Below are 24,333 nucleotides of genomic sequence, written 5' to 3'. Positions count from 1 at the left end.
GTTCACTTTAGTCGCGGGTCAGGCGTCGCTGTCGACGGCGATCTCGCCGGGGAAGGCGTTCTTTTCGGGAGGTTGCGTGGTTTCGGGGGCGGGCGGGTCGATCAGGAAGTCAAAGACATCGCGCACGCGGCCCCAGGTTTCGGCATTGCAGGCCGCCAGAAGATAGCCGCTCTTGACGTCGCCGCGATAGTCCGAGCCATCCAACATGGCCACGTGGCCGCCTGCCCGGCGAATGGCCACGACACCGGCGGGTTGATCCCAAGGGGTCAGTTTCGCGAAAAGTACAAAGTCCATTTGACCCTGCGCAACCATACGCATTTCATGGCAGGCGCAGCGCAGCATTCCGGTACGGGCGAAGCGCGGCATGGTGGCGGCAAACTGCTGTTGCTTGTCTGCCGGGATCAGGTCGAGCGGAAAAAAGCCCATCAACTCTTCGACCGGTCCGCCGGCGGAGGTGCTTAGCGTGCGGCGGATGCGGCGCGGCAGGACAAGTTCGGCGTCGGTTTCGGTGTCGGCGATGATGAAATCGTTGAGGATCGGGTCATAAAGCAGGCCAAAGACCGGCTGACCAAAGCGCAGGATTGACACCATCACGCCAAAGACCGCGAGTCCGTGGGCGTAATTCCATGTTCCATCCACCGGATCGATGGTGAAACAGAGTTCAGCTTCGGCAATCTGATCAATTATTTCCGGGTTTACCGAGGCATGTTCCTCTCCAACGATGAGTGCGTGGGGAAACATGATCTGAATGCCGCGCGTGATCATCGCCTCGGCGGCCTTGTCCGCCTCGGTGACGAGATCCTGTGGCCCGGTCTTCATGTCGATCTGATGGCTTCCGAGTTGCCGGAACCGCGGGAGGATTTCGGCCTTGGCCGCGCGGCGAACCAGATTGATCAGCTGGGTGCGCTGCGCGTTTGTCAGGGGGGCGGTGATCGGCATGGGCAGGGAATCGGTCATCAGGCTCGTCCGGTGATTGCTGCGGTCGCACGATGAAGTGCCAGTGATGGCCGCAGTAATCAAGGTGACACCGGGATCAGATACCTTATTCCCGGGCTCTGAGCACACGCGCGGGTCGGGCCGCCAAAGGCCTGAGCGCAAAGGCCAGACCGGCAAGCAGCGTTGCCAGAATCCCGCCAAGGATCACTCCGAAGGCGTTTGACCAGATCACGGTGAAGTCGGTCTCCATGACGAAATGGCTCACGCCCCAACCCCCTGCGATGCCCGCGCCAAGAGCCACAATGCCCGCCCCTCCGCCCAAAAGCGCAGAGCGCAAAGCAAAGCTGCGCAGGATACGGGCGCGGCTGGCTCCGAGGGTCTTGAGCACAGCGGATTCGTAGGTCCGCGCATTTTCGCCTGCCGCGGCCGCACCGATCAGCACAAGAAAGCCGGTCAGCAGGGTTGCCGCGGCGCCCCAGCGAATGGCCGCGCCGATTCCCTCTAGAAGCTCGCTGACCCGGTCAATGGCGTCGCGCACGCGGATTGCGGTGATGTTGGGATAGTCGCCAGCAAGATCCCGCAGAATCGCGGCCTCGGCTTGCTCTTCCGCATAGACCGTGGAGATGAACGTGTGCGGCGCGCCCTGCAGTGCGGAAGGGCTGAATGTCATGACAAAGCCGATCCCGGCGGTGGAAAAATCCACGTCACGAAAGGATGTGATCGTTGCGGTGATGTCGCGGCCAAGGATGTTGACGGTTATCGTATCCCCGAGCTTGAGGCCGATTTCCTCGGCCTCCTCGGCGGCAAAGCTGACTTGCGGGGGGCCGCTATAGTCCTCGGGCCACCATTCTCCGGCGGTGACGGTGGTGCGGCTGTCTGGCTGGGAGGCATAGGTGATGCCGCGATCGCCGCGGACGACCCAATGGCCGCCGGCCACCTCTTGCGCGTTCTGGCCATTAATCTTCGTGACGATACCGCGCAGCATCGGGGCACTGTCGACCCGGGAGACTGCGGGATCGTTGTCCAGCCGTTCAAGGAAACCCGGCATCTGGTCCTTTTGAATGTCAACGAAGAAATAGGACGGCGCGACGTCCGGCAAGTCGCGGGCGATGGCGCTGCGCAGGTTGCCGTCGATTTGTCCAATAGCCGCCAGAACGGTGAGTCCAAGGCCGAGCGAGAGCACAACTGCTCCGGCACTTTCGCCCGGTCCGCCGATAGCCGAGAGCGCCCAGCGCAGGATTGGCCGACCGCGTGCGGCTGGTGTCGCAACGCGGGCCAGCCAGCGCATGCCCTGGGCGGCGAAGGCGAGTGTAAGAAGCGCGGCCAGAATGCCTCCCGCCGCCCAGAGTGTCAGAACCGGCCTGCCGGAAAACGCCATGGCTGTGCCGACAAGCAGGGCGAGCAGAGCCGCCACGGCGATCAGATAGCGCGGCGCAGGCAGTGCGCTCGCCCCTTCGAGCGCGTCCCGGAAGAGTGTGGCCGCGCGGACTTCTTCGGCGCGGGATAGTGGCCAGAGTGTAAAGACCAAGGCGGTCAGGACGCCGTAAAGCGCCGCCTCGCCCAAGGGGCCAGGGTGCAGCGTAAACACGGCGGGGACCGGCAGGGCGGCATTGATCAACGGCCCAAGCAAGATCGGCACCAGCGCGCCGAGGGTCAGGCCAATGGCGATACCGACAAGCGCAAGGGCTCCGATCTGAAGGAAATAGGTCAGGAAGATCACCTGACGGCTGGCGCCAAGAGTGCGCAATGTGGCAATTACGCTGGTCTTGCGCGCGAGGTAGGCGCGGACGGCGGCAGAGACGCCGATGCCGCCAACCGCCAATCCAGACAGGCCGACGAGGACGAGAAAATCGCCAAGGCGTTCTACGAAACGCGCAATGCCGGGGGCGCCGTTGCGCGCGTCGCGCCACTTCAATCCCTTGCTTTCGAACCGGTCGCGGGCCTCCTTTGCGGCTTCGTCAAGGTCGGTACCCGGTGGCAGAAGCAGGCGATATTCCGTGTCATAGAGCGAGCCCGGCGATAAAAGGCCAGACCCCTCGAGGTCCTGCGTGCGCACGATGGTCCGGGGACCAAGGCCAAAGCCATCCCCCGCGTCGTCGGGTTCGACGACGATCCGGGCGCGCAGGGAGAACTCTTGTTCTCCCAGCCGGAAGGTGTCCCCGGGGGCAAGACTGAGCCGGTCGGCCAACACCGGTGCCATGACCGCTCCGTGATCGGCCAACGCTTCGGAAATCGGCATGGGCGGATACAGGACGATCTCGCCGAGCAGCGGATAGGCGCTGTCCACGGATTTCACCTGTGTCAGCCCGCGCTCGGTTTCTCCATTCCTGGTGACCGTCGCCATGGAGCGGAAATCGGTGACTTCGGAGATGTCCGTGGCGATGGTCCGCATCCAGGTCCGCTCGTCCTCGTCGGCAAACCGGTAGGTGAATTCAACCTGCGCATCGCCGCCAAGCAGAATGGCGCCCTGCTCTTCCAGACCTGCCTGAATAGCGGACCGGACAGAGCCGACCCCGGCAATCGCGGCCACGCCGAGCGCAAGGCAGGCGAGAAAAATGCGGAATCCCTGCAAGCCACCGCGCAGTTCGCGCCGGGCAAATCGTGCGGCTGTGGACAGGCTCATGCGCGCGCCCTGTGCGCTTGGGCTTCGGAGGTGTCGAGGCTGCCGTCGCGCAGGCGCACAACGCGATCGCATTGCGCTGCGAGGTCGGGTGCATGTGTCACCATGACCAGCGTCGCGCCATGCTTCTCCGACAGGCCAAGCAGCAGATCCATGATAGCGCCGCCGTTGGCCCCGTCCAGGTTGCCGGTTGGCTCGTCCGCGAGCAGGATGCCGGGACGCGGCGCAAGCGCACGGGCCAGTGCCACGCGTTGCTGCTCACCGCCGGACATTTGCGCCGGATAATGGTCTGCACGATGGGCGAGGCCGACGGTGTTCAACTCGGACTTGGCCCGGTCAAACGCGTCCTTGTGTCCAGCCAATTCGAGCGGCGTCGCAACATTTTCGAGCGCTGTCATCGTGGGAATCAGGTGAAAGGACTGGAACACCACGCCCATGTTATCGCGCCGAAATCGCGCCAGGGCGTCTTCGTTCATCGCAGTCAGATCCTGCCCCATGGCCAGAACGCTGCCGGCGGTGGCGCGTTCAAGGCCGCCCATAACCATCAGCAGCGAGGATTTGCCGGATCCGGACGGCCCGATCATACCGATTGTCTCTCCTTTCTGGATGTCGAGCGAGATACCGTGCAGAATTTCGACCATTCCGGCATTGCCCTTCAGGCTGAGGGTCACATCTTTTAGAGAGAGAATAGGATCAGGCATGTCGAGGAGACGTCCTTTTGTTTGAACGTTTTACATATGGGTCACTGCGGCGCGTCAACAAGGGGCTGGCTGCCGCGCTTGTCCTGGCAGCCGGATCGGCCTCTGCAGCGGATGTCGATATTCTGGCGTTGGGCGACAGCCTGACGCAGGGTTATGGGTTGATCGAACAGGAGGGGTTCGTCCCGCAGCTTCGCAGCTGGCTGGAGAACCGTGGTTATGATGTGCGCGTGGTCAATGGCGGTGTGTCCGGGGATACTACAGCGGGTGGTTTTGCGAGGGTCGAATGGTCGCTGACGCCCGAGATTGATGCGATGATCGTGACGTTGGGCGGCAATGACCTGCTGCGCGGTATCGCTCCGGACGTCGCGCGTGCGAATATCGAGGGCATCCTTAAAACCGCTGAGGCCCGCGAGATCGAAGTTTTGTTGATTGGAATGCAGGCGCCGGGAAACTACGGTGCGGAATACAAGGCAGCTTTTGATGCGATCTATCCCGAATTATCGGACGCCTACGGCACGGTCTATCTTGATAGTTTTTTCGCGGGGCTGATGGAGAACGGTGCCTTGCCCCAGGATGTAACGCCTTACATGCAATCCGATGGCATTCATCCCAATGGCGAGGGTGTCAGTCGGATTGTTGATGCAGTGGGTCCGAAGGTGGAAGACCTGATTGAGCGGGTCAAAGGAGCGCCTAGCTGAAGGCGCGGTGACCCAGTCGTGCGCCAAGCGTCGTACGAACGCACCCCTGAATGGCAAAAGTGAACCCAAGAGTTACCCCAAGGCCAAGATAGATACCCATCGCACCCAGCAGGCTGACGTCAAAAGCGACCCAGCTGGTGACGCCGGCAACGAGGCCGAATATACTGCCGATGAGGAAACCGAAGACTGCCATTGCGTACCTCCTTGATCCACTATGACCGTGAATTCCTTAAAAAGAATTAAGACCGGCGAATCGGGGCGGGAAAGTGGCATCGTTTTGGCGTCGAGGTGGCGAATACTCTCAATTTCTTCGTATTGCGCGCAGCGCGAACCCAGGAAGCCGTGTGACCAGATGGCGCATCAGGTCCGTGTATTCTCCATCTCCGGCCATCATCCTGAAATACTCTGAGCGGAGGCTTCTTGAGCCGCGAAAGCTACGGATGAAGGCCGGCCTCAGGCGGTTCTGGAACATGATTTGGCGCAGCAGGCCAGCTTGACGAAGCGCCTTATGAATCGGCGCAAGGCTCTGACAATAATAACCGAGAGCCTGGTCCGGGATGCCTTCGGACAGGGCTTTTTTGGCGGCCTGTGCGGCCAGGTGACCGCTGTGAAGCGCGTGCCCGATGCCTTCTCCGGTGATCGGATCGACAAGCCCTGCGGCGTCCCCGGCAAGCAGAATGCGCCCTGCGCCGGGCCTCTTTCGGAAAGCGCCGAACGGCAAGAATTGACCCTTTACTGTCAAACCGGCTTCGACACCGAGGTTCTGCAAATAATGTGCGAGCGCCGCTTTCATATCGGAATTCCGGGAAAGGACGCCGCCAACACCAATTGTTGTCCCCGTGGTCTTCGGAAACCGCCAGCCGTAGCCCCATTCGGCAGCGCCAAAATCAATCCGCAACGGAGCTTCGCGCGCTTCCGGGCTTTCCACTTCCAGCGCAAAGCCGATGCGCGACCGATCAAAAGGCTGCCCGAACAGTTTCCGGGCCGTCGCGCTGTTGACACCGTCCGCAGCGACCACGATTTGGGCGGTCAATCGCCGATCATTCAGCTGCAGCGCGGGTTGCGGGCCGTCCACGTCGAGATGTCCGCTGTGCCCCGTGAAGTCTTCCGCACCGCTTTCCACGGCACGGGCGACAAGGTGTCTATCCAGCTCGCGCCGCATACCGAGGTAAAGGGGGGGAACATCCCGAACCAGGCCGAGGTCCTCCCCGAACGCAAAAAACGAAACATCTTGGCATTGTACGAGCGGAACGTCTGGCAAGTCCGCACCGAAAACGTGCCTGTAATGCCCGATCGCCCTGCCGGTGATCCCGCCGCCACAGAGCTTGTCCCGCGGGAAGCGTTGTTTGTCTACGAGCGCAACGCGCAGGCCTGCATCCGCCGCAGTACGCGCAGCCGCCGCTCCAGCAGGACCAGCGCCGATGACAATCAAATCAAATCGGTGTGCACCCGAACCGGGCTGTGTTGTCACAGAACGGTCACGGGCGTGCCAAGCGGAACACGTTGATACAGGTCCATCACGTGCTCGTTGATCATCCGGATACAGCCGTTGGACACTGATCGACCGATGGATCTGGGAGACGTGGTGCCGTGGATCCGGAAAAACGTGTCGCGACCGTTTTGGAACAAATACAGTGCCCGTGCCCCAAGTGGATTCGACGGGCCGCCCGGTTGGACATAATCATTGTCCTTGAATTTACCGTATGCCCCAGGATCGCGTTCGATCATTTCCTGAGTCGGGCGCCAAGTCGGCCATTCCTTTTTTGCACCGATCTTTGCACTGCCGGTGAACTCGAGTCCGGCTTTCCCGACCCCGACTCCATAGCGCATGGCCTGTCCAGGAGCGTCGACGAAATACAGGAAGTGGGCCCTCGGCAGGATCAGAATTTGACCCGGTTCAAGATCAGCCTTCATGCTGACTTTTTGCGGGCGATAAATCGGATCGACCTCGAATGCATAGGCGGGCATTGCGGCTGTCGCGGCTGCGGCGGCAACAAAGGTACGGCGTGTGATCATGGCAGCAACTCGTTCCAATCTGTCGGGTTTGTATAAGAAATCGCGCAGGTGTGGCAGAAAATCAATCCCGGCGCCGGGAAAGCCTTGTCACGATGGCGTGCGGGTCACATATATTGTTTTTGTAATGTGATCGGAGATCAGGATGACTGACCTGAAACTTGTTTGTCTCGATTGCGGCCAAACCAATCGGATCCCCGCACAGAAACTGGGGCTGTCGGCCAAATGCGGAACGTGCGGAGCTGGGTTGATCGGGTCCAAGCCGAAAGACGTGGATACGTCCACTCTTGCGAAGGCCGTGCAAACCGATGGGTTGCCTCTGCTCGTGGATTTCTGGGCACCTTGGTGCGCCCCTTGCAGAACGATGGCGCCGGAATTCTTCAAAGCAGCAGACATTCTGCAAAATCGTATCCGGTTGGTCAAAGTGAACACGCAGGATCATCCCGATGCTGGCCAACGGTATGCTATCCGGGGAATTCCGACTATGATCCTCTTCGCGACCGGCAAAGAAAAAGCACGTCACTCTGGCGCCATCCCTGCTGCAGAGATCGTGGAATTCGCCAGTAGGGTGATGGGCAAAGCCTAGATCATTCCTTGGGGACATTTGCATTGCGACCCGCCAGAACAACGCTAATCGTGTAGGCGGCTCCCGGTGTGAGCCCAGCCATGATGGCGGCGGCAGAATTCGCGCGCATTCGTCCGAGGAAACCAGCTGCAAACTCCGGGTCCATTTCCTCGAACAAGGCAGCGGCCTGCTTTGGTTTCATATTTGCATAAACCTCGGTCAGACGAGTCAGATCATCTTCTGCTGCGGTTTGAGCAAGGGCAAGAGTTGACCGCAGTTTCGTTTCGGCGTCCTGAAGCTCCGCCAATTTTCGGTCGATCTCTTGTTCGGCCAATGAAAGCGCCTGCATTCTGACTTCAATGTCTTCTTCCCGCTGCTCTACGCGTGCCTCGCGTTTGTTCAACGCCTCGATCAACGGCATGACGTCTTCGTCCGCCACACGTTGAATCATCGGGGCGGTATGGCTGTCCATGACGGCGTTAGCGGGTTTGGACGGTGCAAGTGCAGCCATTTGATCGCCTGCATCGTGTGACGTTGCTGCCGTTTGCGTCATCGGCTCATTCGCCGCACCTTCCCGGGCGAATGCCTCACTTGCGCCAATGGCAGTGCGCAGCACTGCAGATGCAATCAGAAGGCCGCCGACAGCTGTTAGAGCACCGCGCATTGGTTTGCGGGATTTCTTTTTCTTCGCCACAACTTTGGATGCGGGCTTGAGTATTTTGTCCTTGGCCATGGGGTATCCTCAGTTTCTGGGATGACGGAAGAAGACCGTGTCGGATTGCGCAGGCTGGGCGACGGGCGGTGCCTCGTTTGGCTGCTGTGGCAGGTCATGCATGGAGGCAACCATCAGTTCCAACCGTTTTGCGACGTCTTCTGCCCGCTCGGTCAATTCCTGCAGCGATTTCGACGATTCGCCTGCGGTCGACTGCGCCGCGTTCAACGTCTTGGTCAGATCATCGACTTGCGCGGAAAGAACGGCGACAGCGCCGCCTACGCCGTTTTCCAAGTCTGTAAAACGCGTCAGCCTTCGCGCTAGGATAAAACAATAGAAGCCTGCTCCAAGCGCACCTGCCACAAGCAAGATATCGGCGATAAAGTCCATTCCCTTCCCCTTCAGTTCAATACGAATTCCAGAACGAGCAGATCCTTGATGCGGTCTTTTCCGGCCACCATGCTGACTCTCCGGAGCATTTGAGAGCGCAGTTTGACCAACGCACCAGGCTTCTCTAGCGAGGCGGGATCGAGCGCTCTGAGATAACTGTTCATGACATCCTGAACACGCGGCAGAAGGCCTTCGACCTCTGCGGCGTATTGCTTCGGTACTTCGAGGCTGGCACGAAACTGCAAGTGATCAGCTTTAGCCGATGGCCCGAGTGAGATCAGCAGCTTCGGCACTTCGACAAAGGTAATATCCGCCAACGGCGCGTTATCGACCGTCACCCCAAGATCCTCTTCTGCGGTCTTCGAATCGGTGTGTTGTTCTTCACCGCCGCCGCCGCCAAGCATGCCAGAAGAAACCGCAAAGAATCCGCCACCGCCGCCCGCAAGCGCCAGAACGATGCCGATTATCAGGGGCAGTTTCGACGGTTTCTTATCGCCTGTGTCTGCTTCGTCTGCGGTGGTGTCAGCCATACCCAACCTCTTTTCCGTTTCACAGCGTTATAGGGTGAATGGGCTAACTGATTGTTAAGCCCAATCGGTCAGTTTGAGGTCAACCGAACAGAATGTTTGGAGCGGAGGTTTCCCTTGCAGCAAAGTCTATCAGTCTGGAATGCGTTGAGCGGCCGTCAAAGGATCGTGGTTCTTGGTGCATCTGTTGCCATGATTCTTGCAGTCCTTGGTATCGCCCGAATGGCGTCGGCGCCGAATATGGAGCTCCTTTATGCGGGGCTTGAGAATGGAGCAGCCGGGGAAGTCGTGCAGGCGCTTGAAAGCCGCGGGGTTGCCTATGACGTTAGAGGCGGCGCTATCTTCGTGCCGAGCACCGAACGCGACGCATTGCGATTGACCTTGGCGAGTGAGGGTCTGCCCGCGAACAGCTCTCAGGGCTACGAGCTTCTGGACGGGCTGTCAGGATTTGGCACCACGTCGCAAATGTTCGACGCGGCCTACTGGAGGGCGAAAGAAGGCGAACTGGCACGGACCATCGTCTCGAATCCGCAGATTGCAACCGCGCGGGTGCACATTGCCAACAGCAGTGCGAATCCCTTTCAGCGGGACGTCAAACCGTCGGCATCTATCTCAGTGAGCATGAACGCGGGCATCCTGTCGCCACAACAGGCTCGTGCTCTGAAATTTCTCATTGCATCCGCTGTGCCGGGACTGGAACCGGAAGGTGTTGCTGTCATTGATGGCAAGGGAGGGTTGATCGGTGCGGATGCCGACACGCCGACAGGTCAATCTGCGGACGACAAGGCGTCCATGCTTCGCGAACGCGTGCAGCGCCTGATGGAGGCTCGCGTCGGGACCGGCAACGCCGTGGTCGAGGTCAGCGTAGATACGGAAACCGAAGCCGAATCGATCCGGGAACGCCGGTTTGATCCGGAGGGCCGCGTCGTAGTGTCCACGGACACAGAAGAGCGCAATGACAGCTCGCAGAACTCCGGGGCGGGTGATGTCAGTGTGGCGTCCAACCTCCCTGATGGCCAGGCGGGTGGTGGCGAGAATTCGTCTGCCACGACAGCTGAGACCCGAGAGAGAATTAACTATGAAGTTTCTGAAACCATGCGGGAAGTCACCCGCGTTCCTGGCGCGATCAAGCGATTGACCGTGGCGGTCCTGGTAAACGGCACCTATGCGCCGGATAGCAATGGTGTGCAGCAGTTCGTTCCGCTCGCCGATGAAGAACTACAGGCGCTTCAGGCTCTTGTGTCCTCGGCCGTCGGCTTTGACGCGGATCGCGGCGATGAAATCACGATCCGATCCTTGCCGTTCGAACGTCCGGAAGGTCTCGGGACCGGGCCGATCGAGCCGGGCCTTTTTTCTGGCACCATCGACACCATGCGCCTGATCCAGATCGGTGTTCTTGCTGTTGTGGCTCTCATTCTTGGTTTGTTCGTAGTGCGGCCGGTTCTGTCCCGGGCCGAGTCTTCTGGCGATGTGATGGGAGCTCTGCCCTCGCCGGGTGGCATGGCGGATGACGTTCTCGATGGGGAGATCGAAATGGACAACAGCTTTGGTGATCTGCCGGTGATGAGTGGCGGCGGGGATTTCAGTGGCATGGGCATGGTCGACTTTGACAGTCCGGCAGAAGAGGACCCGGTGGACCGTCTTCGGAACCTGATCGAAGAGCGCAAGACCGAGACGGTCGAGATCCTGCGCAGTTGGCTTGAAGACGACAAGGAAGAAGTCAGATGAGCTCATTGAGGCAAATGTTCGAAGACTTCGGTGATGTTGCGCCCAAAGCGGAGGTGCGGTCGGAGGCGGCTTTTGACGAAGCCGACCTTGAAGGCCAACGGCTTGAAGCTTTCGAGAACGGGTTCAAGGCTGGCTGGGACGATGCGATCAAAGCCCAAGCCGACGACAAGGCGCGCATCTCCAGTTCGCTCGCTCAAAACTTGCAGGACCTGTCCTTCACCTATCACGAGGCGACAAATCAGGTGCTCGATGCAATGACGCCGCTTCTGAACGAGATGGTCAACGTGTTGTTGCCGCAGATGGCACGCGCGACGATCGGGACCCATGTCGTCGAAAAACTGCAAGAGATGGCCAAGGAAATCGGCTCGGTCGAGGTCAACATCGCCGTATCACCGACGAACGTCGAGAGTGTAAAACAGTTGCTTGATGGTGACTTTGGCCTGCCGCTCGTGGTGGTTGAGGATTCGACCCTCGCGGATGAACAAGCGGACATTCGCTTCGGGCAAACAGAAAAACAAATCGATCTTGGCGACCTCGTGTCCTCGGTTTCCGAGGCGGTGGAAGGGTTCGCCCACGACAACCGGAGAAAACTAGCCAATGGATAATGCTCAGACCACTTCCGCTTCCGGGCAGAGCACGCCCTTTACGTCCGTCCCGATTGAAATCACTGTATCCGTTGGCCGGGCCCGTCCGCTGGTTCGTGAGTTGCTGCAATTGGCGGAAGGATCCGTTTTGCCGCTCGACAAACGCCTAGAAGATCCGGTCGAGCTTTATGTCGGCGAACGCTTGATTGGCATCGGCGTTCTTGAGGTCGTGGAGGGGGATGGTCACAGCCAGCTTGCCGTCCGGCTGACTGAAGTGGTCGACTTGCAGACGCCAGCATAAATCATGCGGGGGGCCCTGTACTTCATCGTCCTGCTGCTGCTTCCGGCAGCAGCACAGGCGCAATCGGTTGCGATCGATCTCGGCAATGGCGGCTCCGTCACGGCCACGAGTATCCAGTTGATCGTCCTGATCACGTTGCTCAGCCTTGCGCCGGGCATCGCGATCATGGTGACCTGCTTTCCATTCATGGTAACCGTTCTCGGCATCTTGCGACAGGCGGTCGGGTTGCAGCAGTCACCGCCAAACATGCTGATCGTCAGTCTCGCGCTGTTTCTCACCTATTTTGTGATGGAGCCCGTATTCAAGCAGGCCTGGGAGCTGGGCGTTCAACCGTTGCTGAACGAGGAACTGACAGTGGAGGAAGCTGTTCCATTGACGTTGGAGCCATTCCAGACCTTCATGGCTGGGCGGACAGACCCGGATACCTATCGTGCCATGGCTGATTTGCGTCCGGATGCGGCGGGCAGCACTTTGGATCCGGAGGCTCCGCTCTCGGTGCTCATTCCGAGCTTCATGTTGTCAGAAGTGGCGCGTGCCTTTCAGGTTGGCTTCCTGATATTTCTGCCGTTCCTGATCATCGATCTGGTCGTCGCGGCGGTGCTCATGTCGATGGGTATGATGATGGTGCCGCCCGCAATCGTGTCCTTGCCATTCAAGCTGGCGTTCTTCGTGATCGCGGACGGTTGGTCCTTGCTCGCCGGGAGCTTGGTGCGCGGGTATTTCTGATTGAAACACCACGTGCGAGCGTCGGTTCGTAGGGCGGGGCTATGCCCCGCACCCCCGATCAGCCAAGCACTTCCGCCACCGCCTGCGCCGTCTTGCCAACGATCTCGTCTGCCTCTTCGCGGGTCAGGCAGAACGGTGGTGCAAAGCCCAGAATGTCGCCCTGTGGCATGGCCCGGGCAATGATACCGCGCGACAGGAGCGCCGCAGCGACCCGTGGGCCGACCTTTTCGGAGGCATCGAAGAAGGCGCGGTCTTCCCGGCCTTTGACGAACTCCACTGCACAGAGCATGCCCTCTCCGCGCACGTCGCCGACGTGTACGTGGCCGCCCACAGCATCGCGCATGGCCGCGTTGAAATAGTTGCCGGTCTCGCCTGCATTTTGCACCAGATTCAGATCGTCGATCAGCTTGAGGTTGGCCACGCCAGCCGCTGCCCCGATGGGGTGGGCCGAGTAGGTCCAGCCATGGCCGATCGGCCCGTTTTCGTCCGTACCCTGTTCCAGAACCTTCCACATCTTGTCCGACACGATGGAGCCAGAGAGCGGCGCATAGGCTGACGTAAGTCCTTTGGCGATGGTGATCAGGTCGGGCTTCAACCCATAGTGTTCGGAGCCGAACATGCTGCCGAGGCGGCCAAACCCGGTCACAACCTCATCTGCGACCAAAAGAATGTCATGCTTTTCCAGCACGGCCTGGATTGCGGCCCAATACCCGGCAGGCGGTGGCACGATGCCCCCTGTTCCGAGCACGGGCTCGCCGATAAAGGCGGCGATGGTGTCTGCGCCTTCGCGCTCGATCAACGCTTCGAGTTCGGCCACGCAATGCGCCACAAATGCCTCTTCGGACATGTCCAGATCGGCGCGGCGGAAGTAGTAAGGCGCCTCGGTATGCACCACCTGGGCCAGCGGCAGGTCGAATTTCTTGTGGAAAAGTTCAAGACCCGTCAGTGAGCCGGTCATCAGCCCCGAGCCATGATAGCCGCGCCAGCGCGAGATGATCTTCTTCTTCTCTGGCCGCCCAAGGATGTTGTTGTAATACCAGATCAATTTGACGTTGGTTTCGTTCGCATCTGAACCGGACAATCCGAAGTAGACCTTGGACATATGATCCGGTGCGCGGTCGAGAACCATTTTGGCCAGTGTGATCGAGGCCTCTGTGCCATGCCCGACATAGGCATGGTAATACGCCAGTTCCTTGGCCTGTGCGGCGATGGCCTCGGCGATCTCCTGTCGGCCGTATCCGGCGTTGACACAATACAGACCGGCAAAGGCATCAAGCAGGCGTGTGCCATCGCGATCTTCGATATGGCAACCCTGTCCGGTGGTGATCACCCGCTGCGGCACATTCCCGCGCGCGAATTCCGCGAGATGCGTCGAAGGATGGAAAAAGTTTTCGCGGTCCCATTGGTCCAGCTGATCGTTTCTGAGCATGTGCGGCCCTCCTTTCGGGAACTTCAGTTAGGTCGCACCATAGGGTGGCAAGGCCGGACTTGAAAGGGGAGCCGCGGTTCAGTCCCGTGCGATGCGGATGGTCGTGCGTTGGTGGTAGGGCGAGTCGGGAGTGCAGAAAATGGAGCCAAAAGCCGGTGTATTCAGTGTATTCGGGAAATCCTGCGCCTCGATGCAGAAGCCGGCAAAGGGACCATGTCGCACGCCGGCATGGCGTGTGCCATGGCTGGTCAGAAAGCCCCCGGTGTAGAACTGCAGCCCCTTGCGGTTGGTCCAGAGCGTCAGCCGCATGCCATCGGGAGATGCGATCTCGACCTGTGGAACGTCGCCGCCATCAAGGGCGAAATTCCAATCATAGCCCTGACCCTCAGGGTCAATCTCGCTCAGAACACGGGGTTCGCGAAAATCATAGCGCGTGCCGTCGACGGGCATGATCTCTCCGGTCGGGATCAGCGTCTCGTCAGTCGGCGTGACGTGGGACGCATTCAACCGAACGCTATGCTCGCGGATCGTTCCCTCTCCGGCGAGGTTGAAGTAGACGTGCTGTGCCATGTTGATCGGCGTTTTTCGGTCCGGTGTCGCAGTCATCTCCCAGGTCAGGGCGGGTCCGTCGAGCGTCAACATCACTTCGAAATCCACCGCCCCGGGATAGCCTTGGTCGCCATCGGGTGAGTGCAATGTCAGCCGCACAGCGGTCTCGCCCTGGGGTTCCATGGTCCAGTTGCGCCATCCGATTCCGCCCGGCCCGCCGTGCAGGTGGTGCGGACCGCCACGGCTGGCCAGCGTGTAGGTCTCTCCGTCCATCTCGAATTGACATTGCGCCGTGCGGTTCGCGACGCGGCCTACGGTGATCGCCATCGACGCCGGGTTTCCCCGATAATCCTCGATGTCCTGGTATCCGAGGATCACCCGCCGTCCGCCGACCGTCCAATCCTGAATGACGCAGCCCATGGACAGCACCGTGACCTCGGTTTCGCCATCGCGCAGGGTGTGTGTCTGGATCGTATCGCTCATCTGGGTCTCCCGAAGTCGTGAGTTTGGACCTATCAGTGCGGCACGACGCGGCATAGTGTCCAGCCATGAATTCCGAATCTCTGCTCGACTCCCGCTATTCTTGGCTTCGTCTCGGCATCACGTTGTTGATCGCCGTAGTCGGCAACGTTGGGATGTGGGTCATCACCGTGGTGATGCCCGAGGTTCAAACAGAATTCGGCGCGAGCCGCGCACTGGCGTCCATGCCCTATGTCACCACAATGATCGGATTTGCGATCGGTAACTTTGCAATCGGGCGGATTGTCGACCGGTTTGGCGTGACCACGGCGCTGACCGCGGCGGGGATCTTGATCGCGGCGGGCTATGCGCTTGCCGCACTCGCGCCGTCCATTTGGGTTCTTGCGTTGGTGCAATTGGCGATAGGCTTTGGCACGGCCTCCTGTTTCGGCCCGTTGATCGCGGATATTTCGCAATGGTTTCAAAAGCGCCGGGGTATCGCCGTCGCCATCGCCGCGTCGGGCAATTATGTCTCGGGCGCGGTTTGGCCGCCGTTGCTGAGCTATCTGGCGGCGGATGCGGGCTGGCGCTGGGCGTACTCGGCGCTCGCGGTGATTACGGTGGTTGCGCTGCTGCCGCTGGCGCAATTGCTGCGCAGGCGCGTGCCCGCGGATCTGCTCTTGCAGACGGATGCTGCATCGCAGGGGCGTGCCGCCAGCACCGGCTTCACACCGCGCCAGCTGCAATGGATGCTCGGCCTGGCCGGGATCGGTTGCTGCGTAGCCATGGCCATGCCGCAGGTCCACATCGTGGCGCTTTGCGTCGATATGGGATTTGGCGCGGCGGTGGGGGCGGAGATGCTCTCGCTGATGCTGCTCGGCGGCGTGGTCTCGCGGCTGATTTCGGGGGCGCTGTCCGACAGGCTCGGCGGCGTTCGGACACTCCTGATCGGCTCGATGCTGCAAACCATCGCCTTGTTCCTCTATTTGCCTGCCGGGGGGCTGGTCAGCCTGTATACGGTCAGCCTGATCTTTGGTCTGAGCCAGGGCGGTATCGTGCCAAGCTATGCGGTGATCGTGCGCGAGTACTTGCCTGCGCGGGAGGCCGGCGCGCGGGTCGGCTTTGTGATGATGATGACGATCCTCGGGATGGCGCTGGGCGGCTGGCTGTCTGGTGCAATCTACGATTGGACCGGAAATTATCAGTGGGCCTTCATCAACGGCATCGCCTGGAATGCGCTCAATGTCGCGATCATGGTGGTGATCCTGATGCGTGGAAACCGGGCACGTGGCGGGCTTGTCGCGGCCTGAGGACGGGCGTCAAAGTTCGGTCGGGTAGTCCTCGACGTCCGCGTGCAGATGGCGCTCGCCCCGGGCCTTCGCAAGCGCGATCTGCTTTTGTCGCTCGCGAAACCGCGCCTTGTCCTCTTCGGAGGTTTCCTCTGCGCACAGGTGACAGGACACGCCGTGCTCATATTCCGGGCGCTCCATGTCTTCGGGCAGGATTGGGCGACGGCAGGCATGACAGAGCCTGTGCGGCCCCTCTGTCAGCCCGTGCCCGACTGAGACACGCCCGTCGAAGACAAAGCATTCACCCTGCCATGCGCTGTCCTGCTGTGGCACCTCTTCAAGGTACTTCAGGATGCCACCCTTGAGGTGATAGACCTCTTCAACGCCTTGACCCAGAAGGTAATTCGTCGACTTTTCGCAGCGAATGCCACCGGTGCAGAACATCGCGACACGCTTGTTGTGAAACCGGTCCTTGTTGGCCTCCCACCATGCTGGAAAATCGCGGAAGGTGTCCGTCTGCGGATCGATCGCGCCTTCGAAAGTGCCGATGGCCACTTCGTAATCGTTGCGCGTGTCGATCAGCGCCACATCAGGCGAGCGGATCAGCGCGTTCCAGGCGGCGGGCTCGACGTAGTGGCCGACCTTTGCCAGCGGATCAACGTCCGGCTGGCCCATGGTCACGATCTCCTTCTTCAGCCGCACCTTCATGCGGGCGAAAGGGCGCTCGGTGGCGGTCGACAGCTTCCACTCAATGTCGCTGCAGCCGGGCAAGCCTTTGATATGGCGAAGCAAGGTTTCAATCCCCGCCGCCGGACCGGCCACGGTGCCGTTTATCCCTTCCGCGGCCAGAAGCAGCGTGCCGGTAATCTCCTCGCGGCGGCACAGGTCCAGCAAAGGCGCACGCAGCGCGGTGTGATCGGGAAACCGGGTGAAGTGATAGAGGGCGCAGACAGTAAACATGGCCCGCCTCATACGCCTATCGCGCGCCTGCGCCAAGCGGAACAGATGCCGCATTCCAGTTGAAGCCTGCCGGGCGCCGTCCTACCATCGCGCCAACACCATCAGGAGAGCGGAAATGCGTGCATTGATTGTCATCGACGTCCAGAACGATTTCTGCCCCGGTGGGGCGCTTGCGGTGGCGGGCGGAGACGAGATCGTGCAGCCGATCAATGCCCTGATGGCCGAGTTCGATGCGGTGATCCTGACGCAGGACTGGCACCCGGCGGGGCATTCGTCCTTTGCGTCGCAGCACCCGGGCGCGGCGCCGTATAGCTTGACCGATATGCCCTACGGCCCGCAGGTGCTCTGGCCCGATCACTGCGTGCAGGGGTCGACCGGTGCGAATTTCCACATGGAACTGGAAGCCGATCGCGCCGATCTGATCATTCGCAAGGGCTTCCGCCCGGAGATCGACAGCTATTCGGCCTTCTTTGAGAATGATCATGAAACCCCGACAGGGCTCGAAGGCTACTTGCGCACACGGGGCATTGCCGAGCTGGTCATGGTCGGGCTTGCTACAGATTTTTGTGTTAATTTTTCGGCAGTTGACGCAGCAAACCTCGGATTCGAGGTGAGCGTCCGACAAAACCTATGCCGCGCCATCGACATGGACGGAAGCCTTGTGGCCGCGCAGGACGGCATGCGGCAGGCGGGGGTGACACTGGCCTGACGGGATCGCCGGACATTCGCCATTTCTAAACCTTGGCTCGTTACACCCGGCTGACACATCAGCGAGCCGCCCATGTCTGCCGAACCACGGTCCGAGCAAATTTCCAGCGATGCCGCCTTTCAGGCGCGCTATGGCCGTGGCGTGCTCTTTGATCGCTTTGTCAGCGGACGGATTCGGTATTTCTGGCAACGCCAGGTCGCGACATTGATCGGATCGGCCTATCTTGGTTTTTTCGTTTCAATTGATGTGGCGATTGCGGCGTTCATTCTCGCCAACTTCGGGGAGGGGGTCGAGATAGTGCTGCTACGCGCCGCTCTGCGGGCACGGCAGCGCGGCGTAGCGCTTGGGCGCCTCATGGCCTGGACAACGATTGGCGGGGCGGTTCAGGCGCTCACGATTGTTGGCTGCGTCGCGCTCGGGATCGCCACGGCACCCAACCACGAGGCTGAGCTTGTTGCCTTGTGTTTCCTCATGGCGGCGGCGGTGAATGCGGGCTATGCGCTCACCCACCATCCGCCGTGCACAATCCTGAAACTCACCATATACGGGATCTGCGCCGTTGCCTTCGTCTGGTTCGAATCGAACTCACCCGGGGAGACAGGGCACCGTTTGATCACGCATGTGGTGGAGGTCGCCCTTCTTACCTATCTGACCCAGAATTTCATCGGCGTCTCTGTCCGAACGTTCAAGCGGCGAATGCTGAACGAAAAGGCACTGCTCGAAAGCGCCGAACGGTTGAACGAGTTGAATACCGAGATCGCGGAGCGAGAGCGGGACATGCGAAAGCTGTCGCTCGTGGCCAGCGAAGCCAATGATAGCGTGATCCTGTTTGAACCGGACATGACGATCTCCTGGGTCAACGAAGCCTTTGTCAAGCTGACCGGATACACGCGCGAAGAAGTGCTGGGCCGGAAACCCTGGGAGTTCTTGTCCGGACCGGGCAGCGCCAACAGCGCCGGCTCGGAAGCCCTGGCCGAACTGCTGCGAGAGCCAAACTGCAAGGCGCGCATTCTTAACTACTCCAAGAGCGGGCGAAAGTTCTGGGTCGATGTGAACCGTGTTCCGATTTACGGGCCGCAAGGTAAGGTCGAAACCTTGATTTCCATCGAGCGAGACGTGACTGAGCTGGTGCGGCATGAACGGGAAATGGCCGAAGCGCGGTTGCAGGCAGAGGATGGCGTGCGGGCGAAATCCGCATTTCTCGCCACCATGAGCCATGAAATGCGGACGCCGTTGAACGCCATTGTCGGGATGGCAGACTTGCTTGCGTCCAACGATCTGGGCCCCGAACACAATGAATATGTCAGCACGATCCAAAGCGCGTCGATCTCGCTCCTGGCGATTATCAATGACGTTCTGGATTACTCTCGGCTCGAAGCGGATAAGGTCCAGATCGAAAAAAGACCGAATGCCCCTGCGCAGCTGATCGAAGATGCCGCGAGACTGCTCCGGACCATGGCCCGTGACAAGGGTTTGTATCTCGACGTGCGCACAGACGGATCGTTGCCCGGGCTGGCTGTTTTTGACGGCAGTCGCCTTCGCCAAATCCTTATCAATCTCATCGGCAACGCGATAAAATTTACCGTTTCCGGCGGGGTAACAGTGCTGGCATCTGCGGAAGAAACTCCTGACGGCTGGACGCTTAGGGTGGAGGTCCGCGATAGCGGTGTCGGTGTTCCACAGGACCGCGCGGAGCATATTTTTGGGGAGTTCCAACAGGCTGACGCGGCGACCACCCGGCGCTTCGGCGGCACTGGGCTTGGTCTGCCGATCTCGCAGAAACTGGCGCAGCGTATGGGCGGCGACATTCGCCTTCTCTCGACGCCGGATCTGGAAGGGTCGATCTTTGAGGTCGCGATTGCGCTTGAGCCGCCGGGTCCGAAAGACACGCTGCCAGAGGCGAAGCCCAGCCGGTCTGTCGAGCGGCTGACCCGGCCGATGCGCGTTCTGCTGGCCGAGGACAACGCGACCAACCGACTCTTGGTAAAACGCTGCCTGAAAGATCAGCCGGTGGAATTGATGGAGGCGGTCAATGGCCGTGAAGCCGTTGAAATGGTGCTCGACTGCCGTCCAGACGTGATCTTCATGGATATGTCGATGCCTGAGCTCGACGGGATTGCGGCAACCCGGCTCATTCGCGACATGGACATTCCTCAGCCGCATATTGCCGCGTTGACCGCCAATGCTTTCGAAAGTGACAGGGAGGCCTGCGCCGCTGCGGGCATGGACGACTTTGTGCCGAAGCCACTGCGCCGAAAGGATTTGATTGCGGCTTTGGGGCGGGCAGAGCGCGGGGAGAAACCCCTTTCAACCAGGGCGGAAACTGGCGTATCACGGCAAAATGCCGCAAGAGGGACAGAGACTTGGACATCGCCACCCGCGTCTGGAACCACAAATGGAAAATCGATCCGATCGTCCGGTCGCTGATCGATACGGATTTTTACAAGCTTCTGATGTGTCAGTCGGTCTTCCGGAACCGGCGCGACACGCAAGTGACCTTCAGCCTGATCAACCGCTCGACACAGGTGCCGCTGGCCAAGCTGATCGACGAAGGCGAATTGCGCGAGCAGCTTGATCATATCCGCAGCCTGCGTCTCACACGCGGCGAAAGCACTTGGCTGCGCGGGAACACCTTTTACGGCAAGCGCCAGATGTTTACGCCCGAGTTCATGGGCTGGTTCGAAAATCTGCAATTGCCGGCCTATCATCTTGAGCGGGTCGGAGATCAGTACGAGCTGACCTTCGAAGGCAAATGGCCCGAAGTCATGCTTTGGGAGATTCCCGCGCTTGCCGTGTTGATGGAGCTGCGTGGCCGCGCCGTGCTCAACACTATGGGCCGGTTCGAAATCCAGGTGCTTTATGCCCGCGCCATGACCAAGCTGTGGGAAAAAGTCGAACATCTGCGCAGCGAGCCGGGAGTCCGCATTGCTGATTTTGGCACCCGTCGGCGACACTCTTTCCTCTGGCAGGACTGGTGCGTTCAGGCCATGCTGGAAGGGCTGGGCAGCAGTTTTGTCGGCACGTCCAACTGCCTGATCGCCAAGAATCGCGACCTCGAAGCGATTGGCACCAATGCCCATGAACTGCCCATGGTTTACGCCGCCTTGGCAAAGGACGACACGGCTCTGGCGCAGGCACCCTATGCGGTTCTGGCCGATTGGCACGAAGAGCATGATGGCAACCTGCGTATCATTCTGCCCGACACCTACGGCACCGAGGGCTTTCTTGAGAAGGCGCCCGACTGGCTTGCCGGTTGGACCGGAATCCGCATCGACAGCGGCGATCCCGCGGCGGGCGCCGAAACCGCGATCCGCTGGTGGCAGGCACGGGGGGAGGATCCGACCAGGAAGCTGGTGATCTTCTCCGATGGCCTCGACGAGACCAAGATCCTTGAGCTTTACCGCCAGTTCAACGGGCGCGTCCGGGTTTCCTTTGGTTGGGGCACTTTGCTGACCAACGATTTTCGCGGCCTCGCGCCGAACGACGGGCTGGCGCCCTTCTCGCTGGTCTGCAAGGCGATCAGCGCGGATGGCAACCCAACGGTAAAGCTGTCTGATAATCCGAACAAGGCGATGGGACCGGAGGGCGAAATCGCGCGCTACAAGCGGGTCTTCGGCGTCGGTCGGCAACAAGCGCAAGAGGTTATCGTCTAGAGCCTTGGCGCAGGGGCGTTTCACGCTTTTCTTGGCGGCAACACGCGGTTAAGCAGATTTCCGCAAGGAGGCACCCATGTCCAAGATCGAACCGCAGCCGGGTATCATGGAAATCTCGCCGTATGTCGGGGGAAAATCCCGCATCGACGGTATGACGAACATCATCAAGCTGAGCTCAAACGAAAACCCGTTCGGGCCGAGCGACGCGGTCAAGGACGCCATCGTCCGCGCCGCGCATGAGGTGCATCGCTACCCCTCGACCGACCACGCCGAGCTGCGCGCCGCAATTGCCGAGGTGCATGGGCTGAAGGCGGAGCGGATCATCTGCGGTGTTGGCTCGGATGAGGTGCTGCATATGCTCGCGCAGGCCTACGCCGGCCCGGGCGACGAGGTGATCTACACCGAACACGGGTTTTCCATGTACAAGATCATGGCCCATGCGGTCGGCGCGACACCGATCAAGGTGCCGGAGCAGGAGCGCGTTGTCGACGTGGATTCGATCCTCGCGGCCTGTAATGCGAGTACGAAGCTTGTCTTCATCGCCAACCCGGCGAACCCGACCAGCACGATGCTGGGCCTGTCGGAAATCGAACGGCTGGCAGAGGGCATCCCCGAGCAGGCGATCCTGGTTCTGGACGGCGCTTATGCCGAGTTTGTCGATGGTTACGACGGCGGGGCGAAACTGGTTGAAATGCGCGACAACGTGGTCATGACGCGCACGTTTTCAAAGCTTTACGGGCTAGGCGGGATGCGTGTCGGTTGGGGCTATGCGCCGCTGGAGATCATCGCTGTACTGGACCGGATCCGGCAGCCTTTCAACCTGTCGACCGTGGCCCTTGCGGCGGCGGAAGCGGCGGTGCGGGACACGCGCTATACCGAGCATTGCAAGGCGGAGAATGCCCGCCTGCGCGTCTGGCTGGCCGAGGCTTTGGGCGAGCATGGTGTGCCCTGCGACACCTCCATGGCGAACTTTGTTCTGGCCCGTTTCGGCTCGCAGGACGAGGCCGAGGCTTGCGACGACTACCTGCAGCGTCAGGGCATCATCGTGCGGCGCGTGGCGGGCTATGGTCTGCCGAATGCGCTGCGGATCACGGTGGGGGATGAATCCTCCTGCCGCCGTGTCGCGCATTGCATCGGCCTGTTCAAGGCGGGTGAGAGATGACCCAGCGCTATGAAAAGGTTGCACTTATTGGTCTGGGCCTGATCGCGTCCTCGATGTTTTGGGCGATGAAGCGTGACGCTGTGGCGGGCACGGTCAGCGGCTATGCACGCAGTGCCGAAACCCGCGAGACCGCGCGGCGCATCGGACTGTGCGATGAGGTCTGCGAGTCAGCGGAAGAGGCGGTCAGGGATGCCGATCTCGTGGTGCTGGCGGTTCCCGTTGGCGCCATGAGCGCGGTCGCGCAAGCCATTGCGCCGCATTTGAAAACCGGTGCCACGGTCACCGATGTGGGCTCGGTCAAGGCCACGGTGATCGAGACGGTCTCGCCGCACATCCCGGAGGGCGTGCACTTCGTTCCGGCGCACCCGATGGCGGGCACCGAGCACTCCGGGCCTGAATCGGGCTTTGCGACGTTGTTCGACAACCGCTGGTGCCTGATTGTGCCGACCGAAGGGTCGGACGAGCCGGCGGTGGCGCGGCTCGAAGGCTATTGGCAGGCGCTGGGCGCCAATACGGAGCGGATGGAGGTGGGGCACCACGATCTCGTCTGCGCGGTGGTCAGCCATGTGCCGCACCTGATCGCCTATACGATGGTCGGCGTGGCGGATGATCTCAGACGCGTTTCAGATCAAGAGGTTATCAAGTTCTCCGCAGCCGGTTTCCGCGACTTCACGCGCATCGCGGCCAGCGATCCGACCATGTGGCGCGACGTTTTCCTGACCAACAAGGAAGCGACGATCGAGATTCTCGGGCGCTTTACCGAGGAGTTGATGGCGTTGCAGCGGGCGATCCGGACGGGGGACGGTGAGCAGCTTCATGCCTATTTTACCCATACCAGGGCGATACGGCGTGGCATTTTGGATGCAGGTCAGGATACTGATGCTCCGGATTTTGGTCGCGTAAAGGTAGAGCGGTGAAGGCAGTCGGGCTTCTTCTGTGTGCATCCCTGGTCCTTGTGGCCTGTGGGGGGTCTCGGGAAAAATCGAGTGTTTCCAATGAACTGGACGGCGTTCGAGGGTTCCTGCAGAGTGCCTTTTCAGGCCGGGAGCGGGGTAGTTTCCAGGGCGGTGGGCTGTGTGGAGATCCGCTTCTGGTTGGCGAGCGAATCGCGCCGGTGGACGGAAACGGCATTTGCGGCGTGCAGGATGCGGTGCGGTTGCGGGCCGTTGGCGACATCGCTCTGAGCCAGCCCGCGACGATAAATTGCAAGACAGCTCAGACACTTAGGGCCTGGGTCGAGGGGGGCGCAAAGCCGAGTGTCGGCAAGCGGGGCGGGGGGCTGAGCTCGCTGAAGGTGGCTGCGCATTACGCCTGCCGGACCCGGAACAGCCAGCGCGGCGCGAAGGTGTCGGAGCATGGCAAAGGCAACGCCATCGACATCAGCGCCGTGCGGCTCAGGGACGGAACGGAGATTTCGGTGCTGGAGCATTGGGGCCGTGGAAAAAATGGCAAGATATTGAAAAACATGCATAAAGCGGCTTGCGGGCCGTTTGGCACCGTCCTTGGCCCGAACTCTGACCGCTTCCATCAAGACCATTTTCACTTTGACACGGCGGAGCATCGCTCTGGCTCCTACTGCCGCTGACGTGCCCGGTTAACGCGGCGGGGCCTCTGCTTAGGGG

The 24,333-nt window shown here is 60.6% G+C and carries 25 protein-coding genes; 13 read left to right on the top strand and 12 right to left on the bottom strand.

Annotated elements, in window-relative coordinates:
• Positions 1-18: 18 nt before the first annotated feature.
• The 3 genes from ACN2XU_RS11230 to ACN2XU_RS11220 form a co-directional block, all read right to left on the bottom strand.
• Entirely contained in the window at positions 19-957 is a 939-nt protein-coding gene (locus ACN2XU_RS11230) for an inositol monophosphatase family protein (RefSeq protein ID WP_419410531.1), read from the bottom strand.
• Positions 958-1,042: 85 nt separating this feature from the next.
• Entirely contained in the window at positions 1,043-3,559 is a 2,517-nt protein-coding gene (locus ACN2XU_RS11225) for an ABC transporter permease (RefSeq protein ID WP_419410530.1), read from the bottom strand.
• The gene (locus ACN2XU_RS11220; protein WP_419410529.1) at positions 3,556-4,257 is read right to left on the bottom strand and encodes an ABC transporter ATP-binding protein; all 702 of its coding nucleotides are present in this window, start codon (positions 4,255-4,257) and stop codon (positions 3,556-3,558) included. Before ACN2XU_RS11220 ends, ACN2XU_RS11225 begins: the two co-directional genes overlap by 4 nt.
• A 17-nt stretch (positions 4,258-4,274) precedes the next feature.
• Between ACN2XU_RS11220 and ACN2XU_RS11215 the strand changes: the two genes are divergently transcribed.
• Positions 4,275-4,955: an arylesterase gene (locus ACN2XU_RS11215; RefSeq protein WP_419410528.1), complete on the top strand. Its 681-nt coding sequence runs from the start codon at positions 4,275-4,277 to the stop codon at positions 4,953-4,955.
• On the opposite strand, the gene ACN2XU_RS11210 is transcribed toward ACN2XU_RS11215, so the two are convergent.
• The 3 genes from ACN2XU_RS11210 to ACN2XU_RS11200 form a co-directional block, all read right to left on the bottom strand.
• The gene (locus ACN2XU_RS11210; RefSeq protein WP_419410527.1) at positions 4,948-5,148 is read right to left on the bottom strand and encodes a hypothetical protein; all 201 of its coding nucleotides are present in this window, start codon (positions 5,146-5,148) and stop codon (positions 4,948-4,950) included. The two genes, ACN2XU_RS11215 and ACN2XU_RS11210, sit on opposite strands and share 8 nt — an antisense overlap.
• Before the next feature lie 108 nt (positions 5,149-5,256).
• Entirely contained in the window at positions 5,257-6,426 is a 1,170-nt protein-coding gene (locus ACN2XU_RS11205) for a geranylgeranyl reductase family protein (RefSeq protein ID WP_419410526.1), read from the bottom strand.
• Positions 6,423-6,971, bottom strand: a complete 549-nt coding sequence (locus ACN2XU_RS11200; RefSeq protein WP_419410525.1) for a L,D-transpeptidase — start codon at positions 6,969-6,971, stop codon at positions 6,423-6,425. The genes ACN2XU_RS11205 and ACN2XU_RS11200 overlap by 4 nt, the downstream gene beginning before the upstream one ends.
• A 142-nt stretch (positions 6,972-7,113) precedes the next feature.
• On the opposite strand from ACN2XU_RS11200, the gene ACN2XU_RS11195 reads away from it, so the two are divergent.
• Positions 7,114-7,554 carry a thioredoxin family protein gene (locus ACN2XU_RS11195; protein WP_419410524.1) on the top strand — a complete coding sequence of 147 codons (441 nt, stop codon included), beginning with the start codon at positions 7,114-7,116 and terminating at the stop codon, positions 7,552-7,554.
• Position 7,555: 1 nt separating this feature from the next.
• Here ACN2XU_RS11195 and ACN2XU_RS11190 read toward each other — a convergent pair whose 3' ends face one another.
• From ACN2XU_RS11190 to ACN2XU_RS11180, 3 genes are read right to left on the bottom strand one after another with little or no spacing between them, the layout of a single operon-like run.
• Complete coding sequence (locus ACN2XU_RS11190; protein ID WP_419410523.1) at positions 7,556-8,266, bottom strand: MotE family protein; 711 nt, start codon at positions 8,264-8,266, stop codon at positions 7,556-7,558.
• A gap of 9 nt (positions 8,267-8,275) precedes the next feature.
• Positions 8,276-8,635 (bottom strand): hypothetical protein, encoded by a 360-nt coding sequence (locus ACN2XU_RS11185; protein ID WP_419410522.1) that lies wholly within the window; start codon positions 8,633-8,635, stop codon positions 8,276-8,278.
• Between the two features lie 11 nt (positions 8,636-8,646).
• The gene (locus ACN2XU_RS11180) at positions 8,647-9,165 is read right to left on the bottom strand and encodes a flagellar basal body-associated FliL family protein (protein WP_419410521.1); all 519 of its coding nucleotides are present in this window, start codon (positions 9,163-9,165) and stop codon (positions 8,647-8,649) included.
• A gap of 114 nt (positions 9,166-9,279) precedes the next feature.
• Here ACN2XU_RS11180 and fliF point away from each other — a divergent pair, with 114 nt between their 5' ends.
• The 4 genes from fliF to fliP are packed head-to-tail and all read left to right on the top strand — an operon-like array spanning position 9,280 to position 12,501.
• The gene (gene fliF / locus ACN2XU_RS11175; RefSeq protein WP_419410583.1) at positions 9,280-10,890 is read left to right on the top strand and encodes a flagellar basal-body MS-ring/collar protein FliF; all 1,611 of its coding nucleotides are present in this window, start codon (positions 9,280-9,282) and stop codon (positions 10,888-10,890) included.
• Between the two features lie 14 nt (positions 10,891-10,904).
• The gene (locus ACN2XU_RS11170) at positions 10,905-11,495 is read left to right on the top strand and encodes a FliH/SctL family protein (RefSeq protein WP_419410520.1); all 591 of its coding nucleotides are present in this window, start codon (positions 10,905-10,907) and stop codon (positions 11,493-11,495) included.
• On the top strand, positions 11,488-11,775 hold the full coding sequence (locus ACN2XU_RS11165; RefSeq protein ID WP_419410519.1) for a FliM/FliN family flagellar motor switch protein: 288 nt from the start codon (positions 11,488-11,490) through the stop codon (positions 11,773-11,775). The genes ACN2XU_RS11170 and ACN2XU_RS11165 overlap by 8 nt, the downstream gene beginning before the upstream one ends.
• A gap of 3 nt (positions 11,776-11,778) precedes the next feature.
• Positions 11,779-12,501, top strand: coding sequence for a flagellar type III secretion system pore protein FliP (gene fliP / locus ACN2XU_RS11160; protein WP_419410518.1), 723 nt, complete (start codon positions 11,779-11,781; stop codon positions 12,499-12,501).
• 58 nt (positions 12,502-12,559) lie between these two features.
• Here fliP and ACN2XU_RS11155 read toward each other — a convergent pair whose 3' ends face one another.
• The gene (locus ACN2XU_RS11155; protein ID WP_419410517.1) at positions 12,560-13,930 is read right to left on the bottom strand and encodes an aspartate aminotransferase family protein; all 1,371 of its coding nucleotides are present in this window, start codon (positions 13,928-13,930) and stop codon (positions 12,560-12,562) included.
• Positions 13,931-14,008: 78 nt separating this feature from the next.
• The gene (locus ACN2XU_RS11150; RefSeq protein WP_419410516.1) at positions 14,009-14,962 is read right to left on the bottom strand and encodes an aldose epimerase family protein; all 954 of its coding nucleotides are present in this window, start codon (positions 14,960-14,962) and stop codon (positions 14,009-14,011) included.
• Positions 14,963-15,027: 65 nt separating this feature from the next.
• Here ACN2XU_RS11150 and ACN2XU_RS11145 point away from each other — a divergent pair, with 65 nt between their 5' ends.
• Positions 15,028-16,248, top strand: coding sequence for an MFS transporter (locus ACN2XU_RS11145; protein ID WP_419410515.1), 1,221 nt, complete (start codon positions 15,028-15,030; stop codon positions 16,246-16,248).
• Between the two features lie 9 nt (positions 16,249-16,257).
• Here the strand turns inward: ACN2XU_RS11145 and trhO are convergent, their stop codons facing one another.
• Positions 16,258-17,187, bottom strand: a complete 930-nt coding sequence (gene trhO, locus ACN2XU_RS11140; RefSeq protein ID WP_419410514.1) for an oxygen-dependent tRNA uridine(34) hydroxylase TrhO — start codon at positions 17,185-17,187, stop codon at positions 16,258-16,260.
• A 115-nt stretch (positions 17,188-17,302) separates the two neighbouring features.
• Between trhO and pncA the strand changes: the two genes are divergently transcribed.
• From pncA to ACN2XU_RS11110, 6 genes are all read left to right on the top strand, one after another.
• Positions 17,303-17,896 carry a bifunctional nicotinamidase/pyrazinamidase gene (gene pncA, locus ACN2XU_RS11135; RefSeq protein WP_419410513.1) on the top strand — a complete coding sequence of 198 codons (594 nt, stop codon included), beginning with the start codon at positions 17,303-17,305 and terminating at the stop codon, positions 17,894-17,896.
• 72 nt (positions 17,897-17,968) lie between these two features.
• Positions 17,969-20,323 carry an ATP-binding protein gene (locus tag ACN2XU_RS11130; RefSeq protein ID WP_419410512.1) on the top strand — a complete coding sequence of 785 codons (2,355 nt, stop codon included), beginning with the start codon at positions 17,969-17,971 and terminating at the stop codon, positions 20,321-20,323.
• The gene (pncB, locus tag ACN2XU_RS11125) at positions 20,260-21,549 is read left to right on the top strand and encodes a nicotinate phosphoribosyltransferase (RefSeq protein ID WP_419410511.1); all 1,290 of its coding nucleotides are present in this window, start codon (positions 20,260-20,262) and stop codon (positions 21,547-21,549) included. Before ACN2XU_RS11130 ends, pncB begins: the two co-directional genes overlap by 64 nt.
• Positions 21,550-21,625: 76 nt before the next feature.
• The gene (gene hisC, locus ACN2XU_RS11120) at positions 21,626-22,711 is read left to right on the top strand and encodes a histidinol-phosphate transaminase (RefSeq protein WP_419410510.1); all 1,086 of its coding nucleotides are present in this window, start codon (positions 21,626-21,628) and stop codon (positions 22,709-22,711) included.
• Positions 22,708-23,628 (top strand): prephenate/arogenate dehydrogenase family protein, encoded by a 921-nt coding sequence (locus tag ACN2XU_RS11115; RefSeq protein ID WP_419410509.1) that lies wholly within the window; start codon positions 22,708-22,710, stop codon positions 23,626-23,628. Before hisC ends, ACN2XU_RS11115 begins: the two co-directional genes overlap by 4 nt.
• A gap of 197 nt (positions 23,629-23,825) precedes the next feature.
• Complete coding sequence (locus tag ACN2XU_RS11110; protein ID WP_419410508.1) at positions 23,826-24,296, top strand: extensin-like domain-containing protein; 471 nt, start codon at positions 23,826-23,828, stop codon at positions 24,294-24,296.
• The last annotated feature ends 37 nt before the right edge of the window (positions 24,297-24,333 follow it).

Origin of the sequence: Pacificoceanicola niger (genome assembly GCF_048553275.1) — a bacterium.
Lineage (GTDB): Bacteria > Pseudomonadota > Alphaproteobacteria > Rhodobacterales > Rhodobacteraceae > Pacificoceanicola.
The sequence above is the reverse complement of the archived record's forward strand: the minus strand, read 5'-3'. Positions and strand labels throughout refer to the sequence as shown.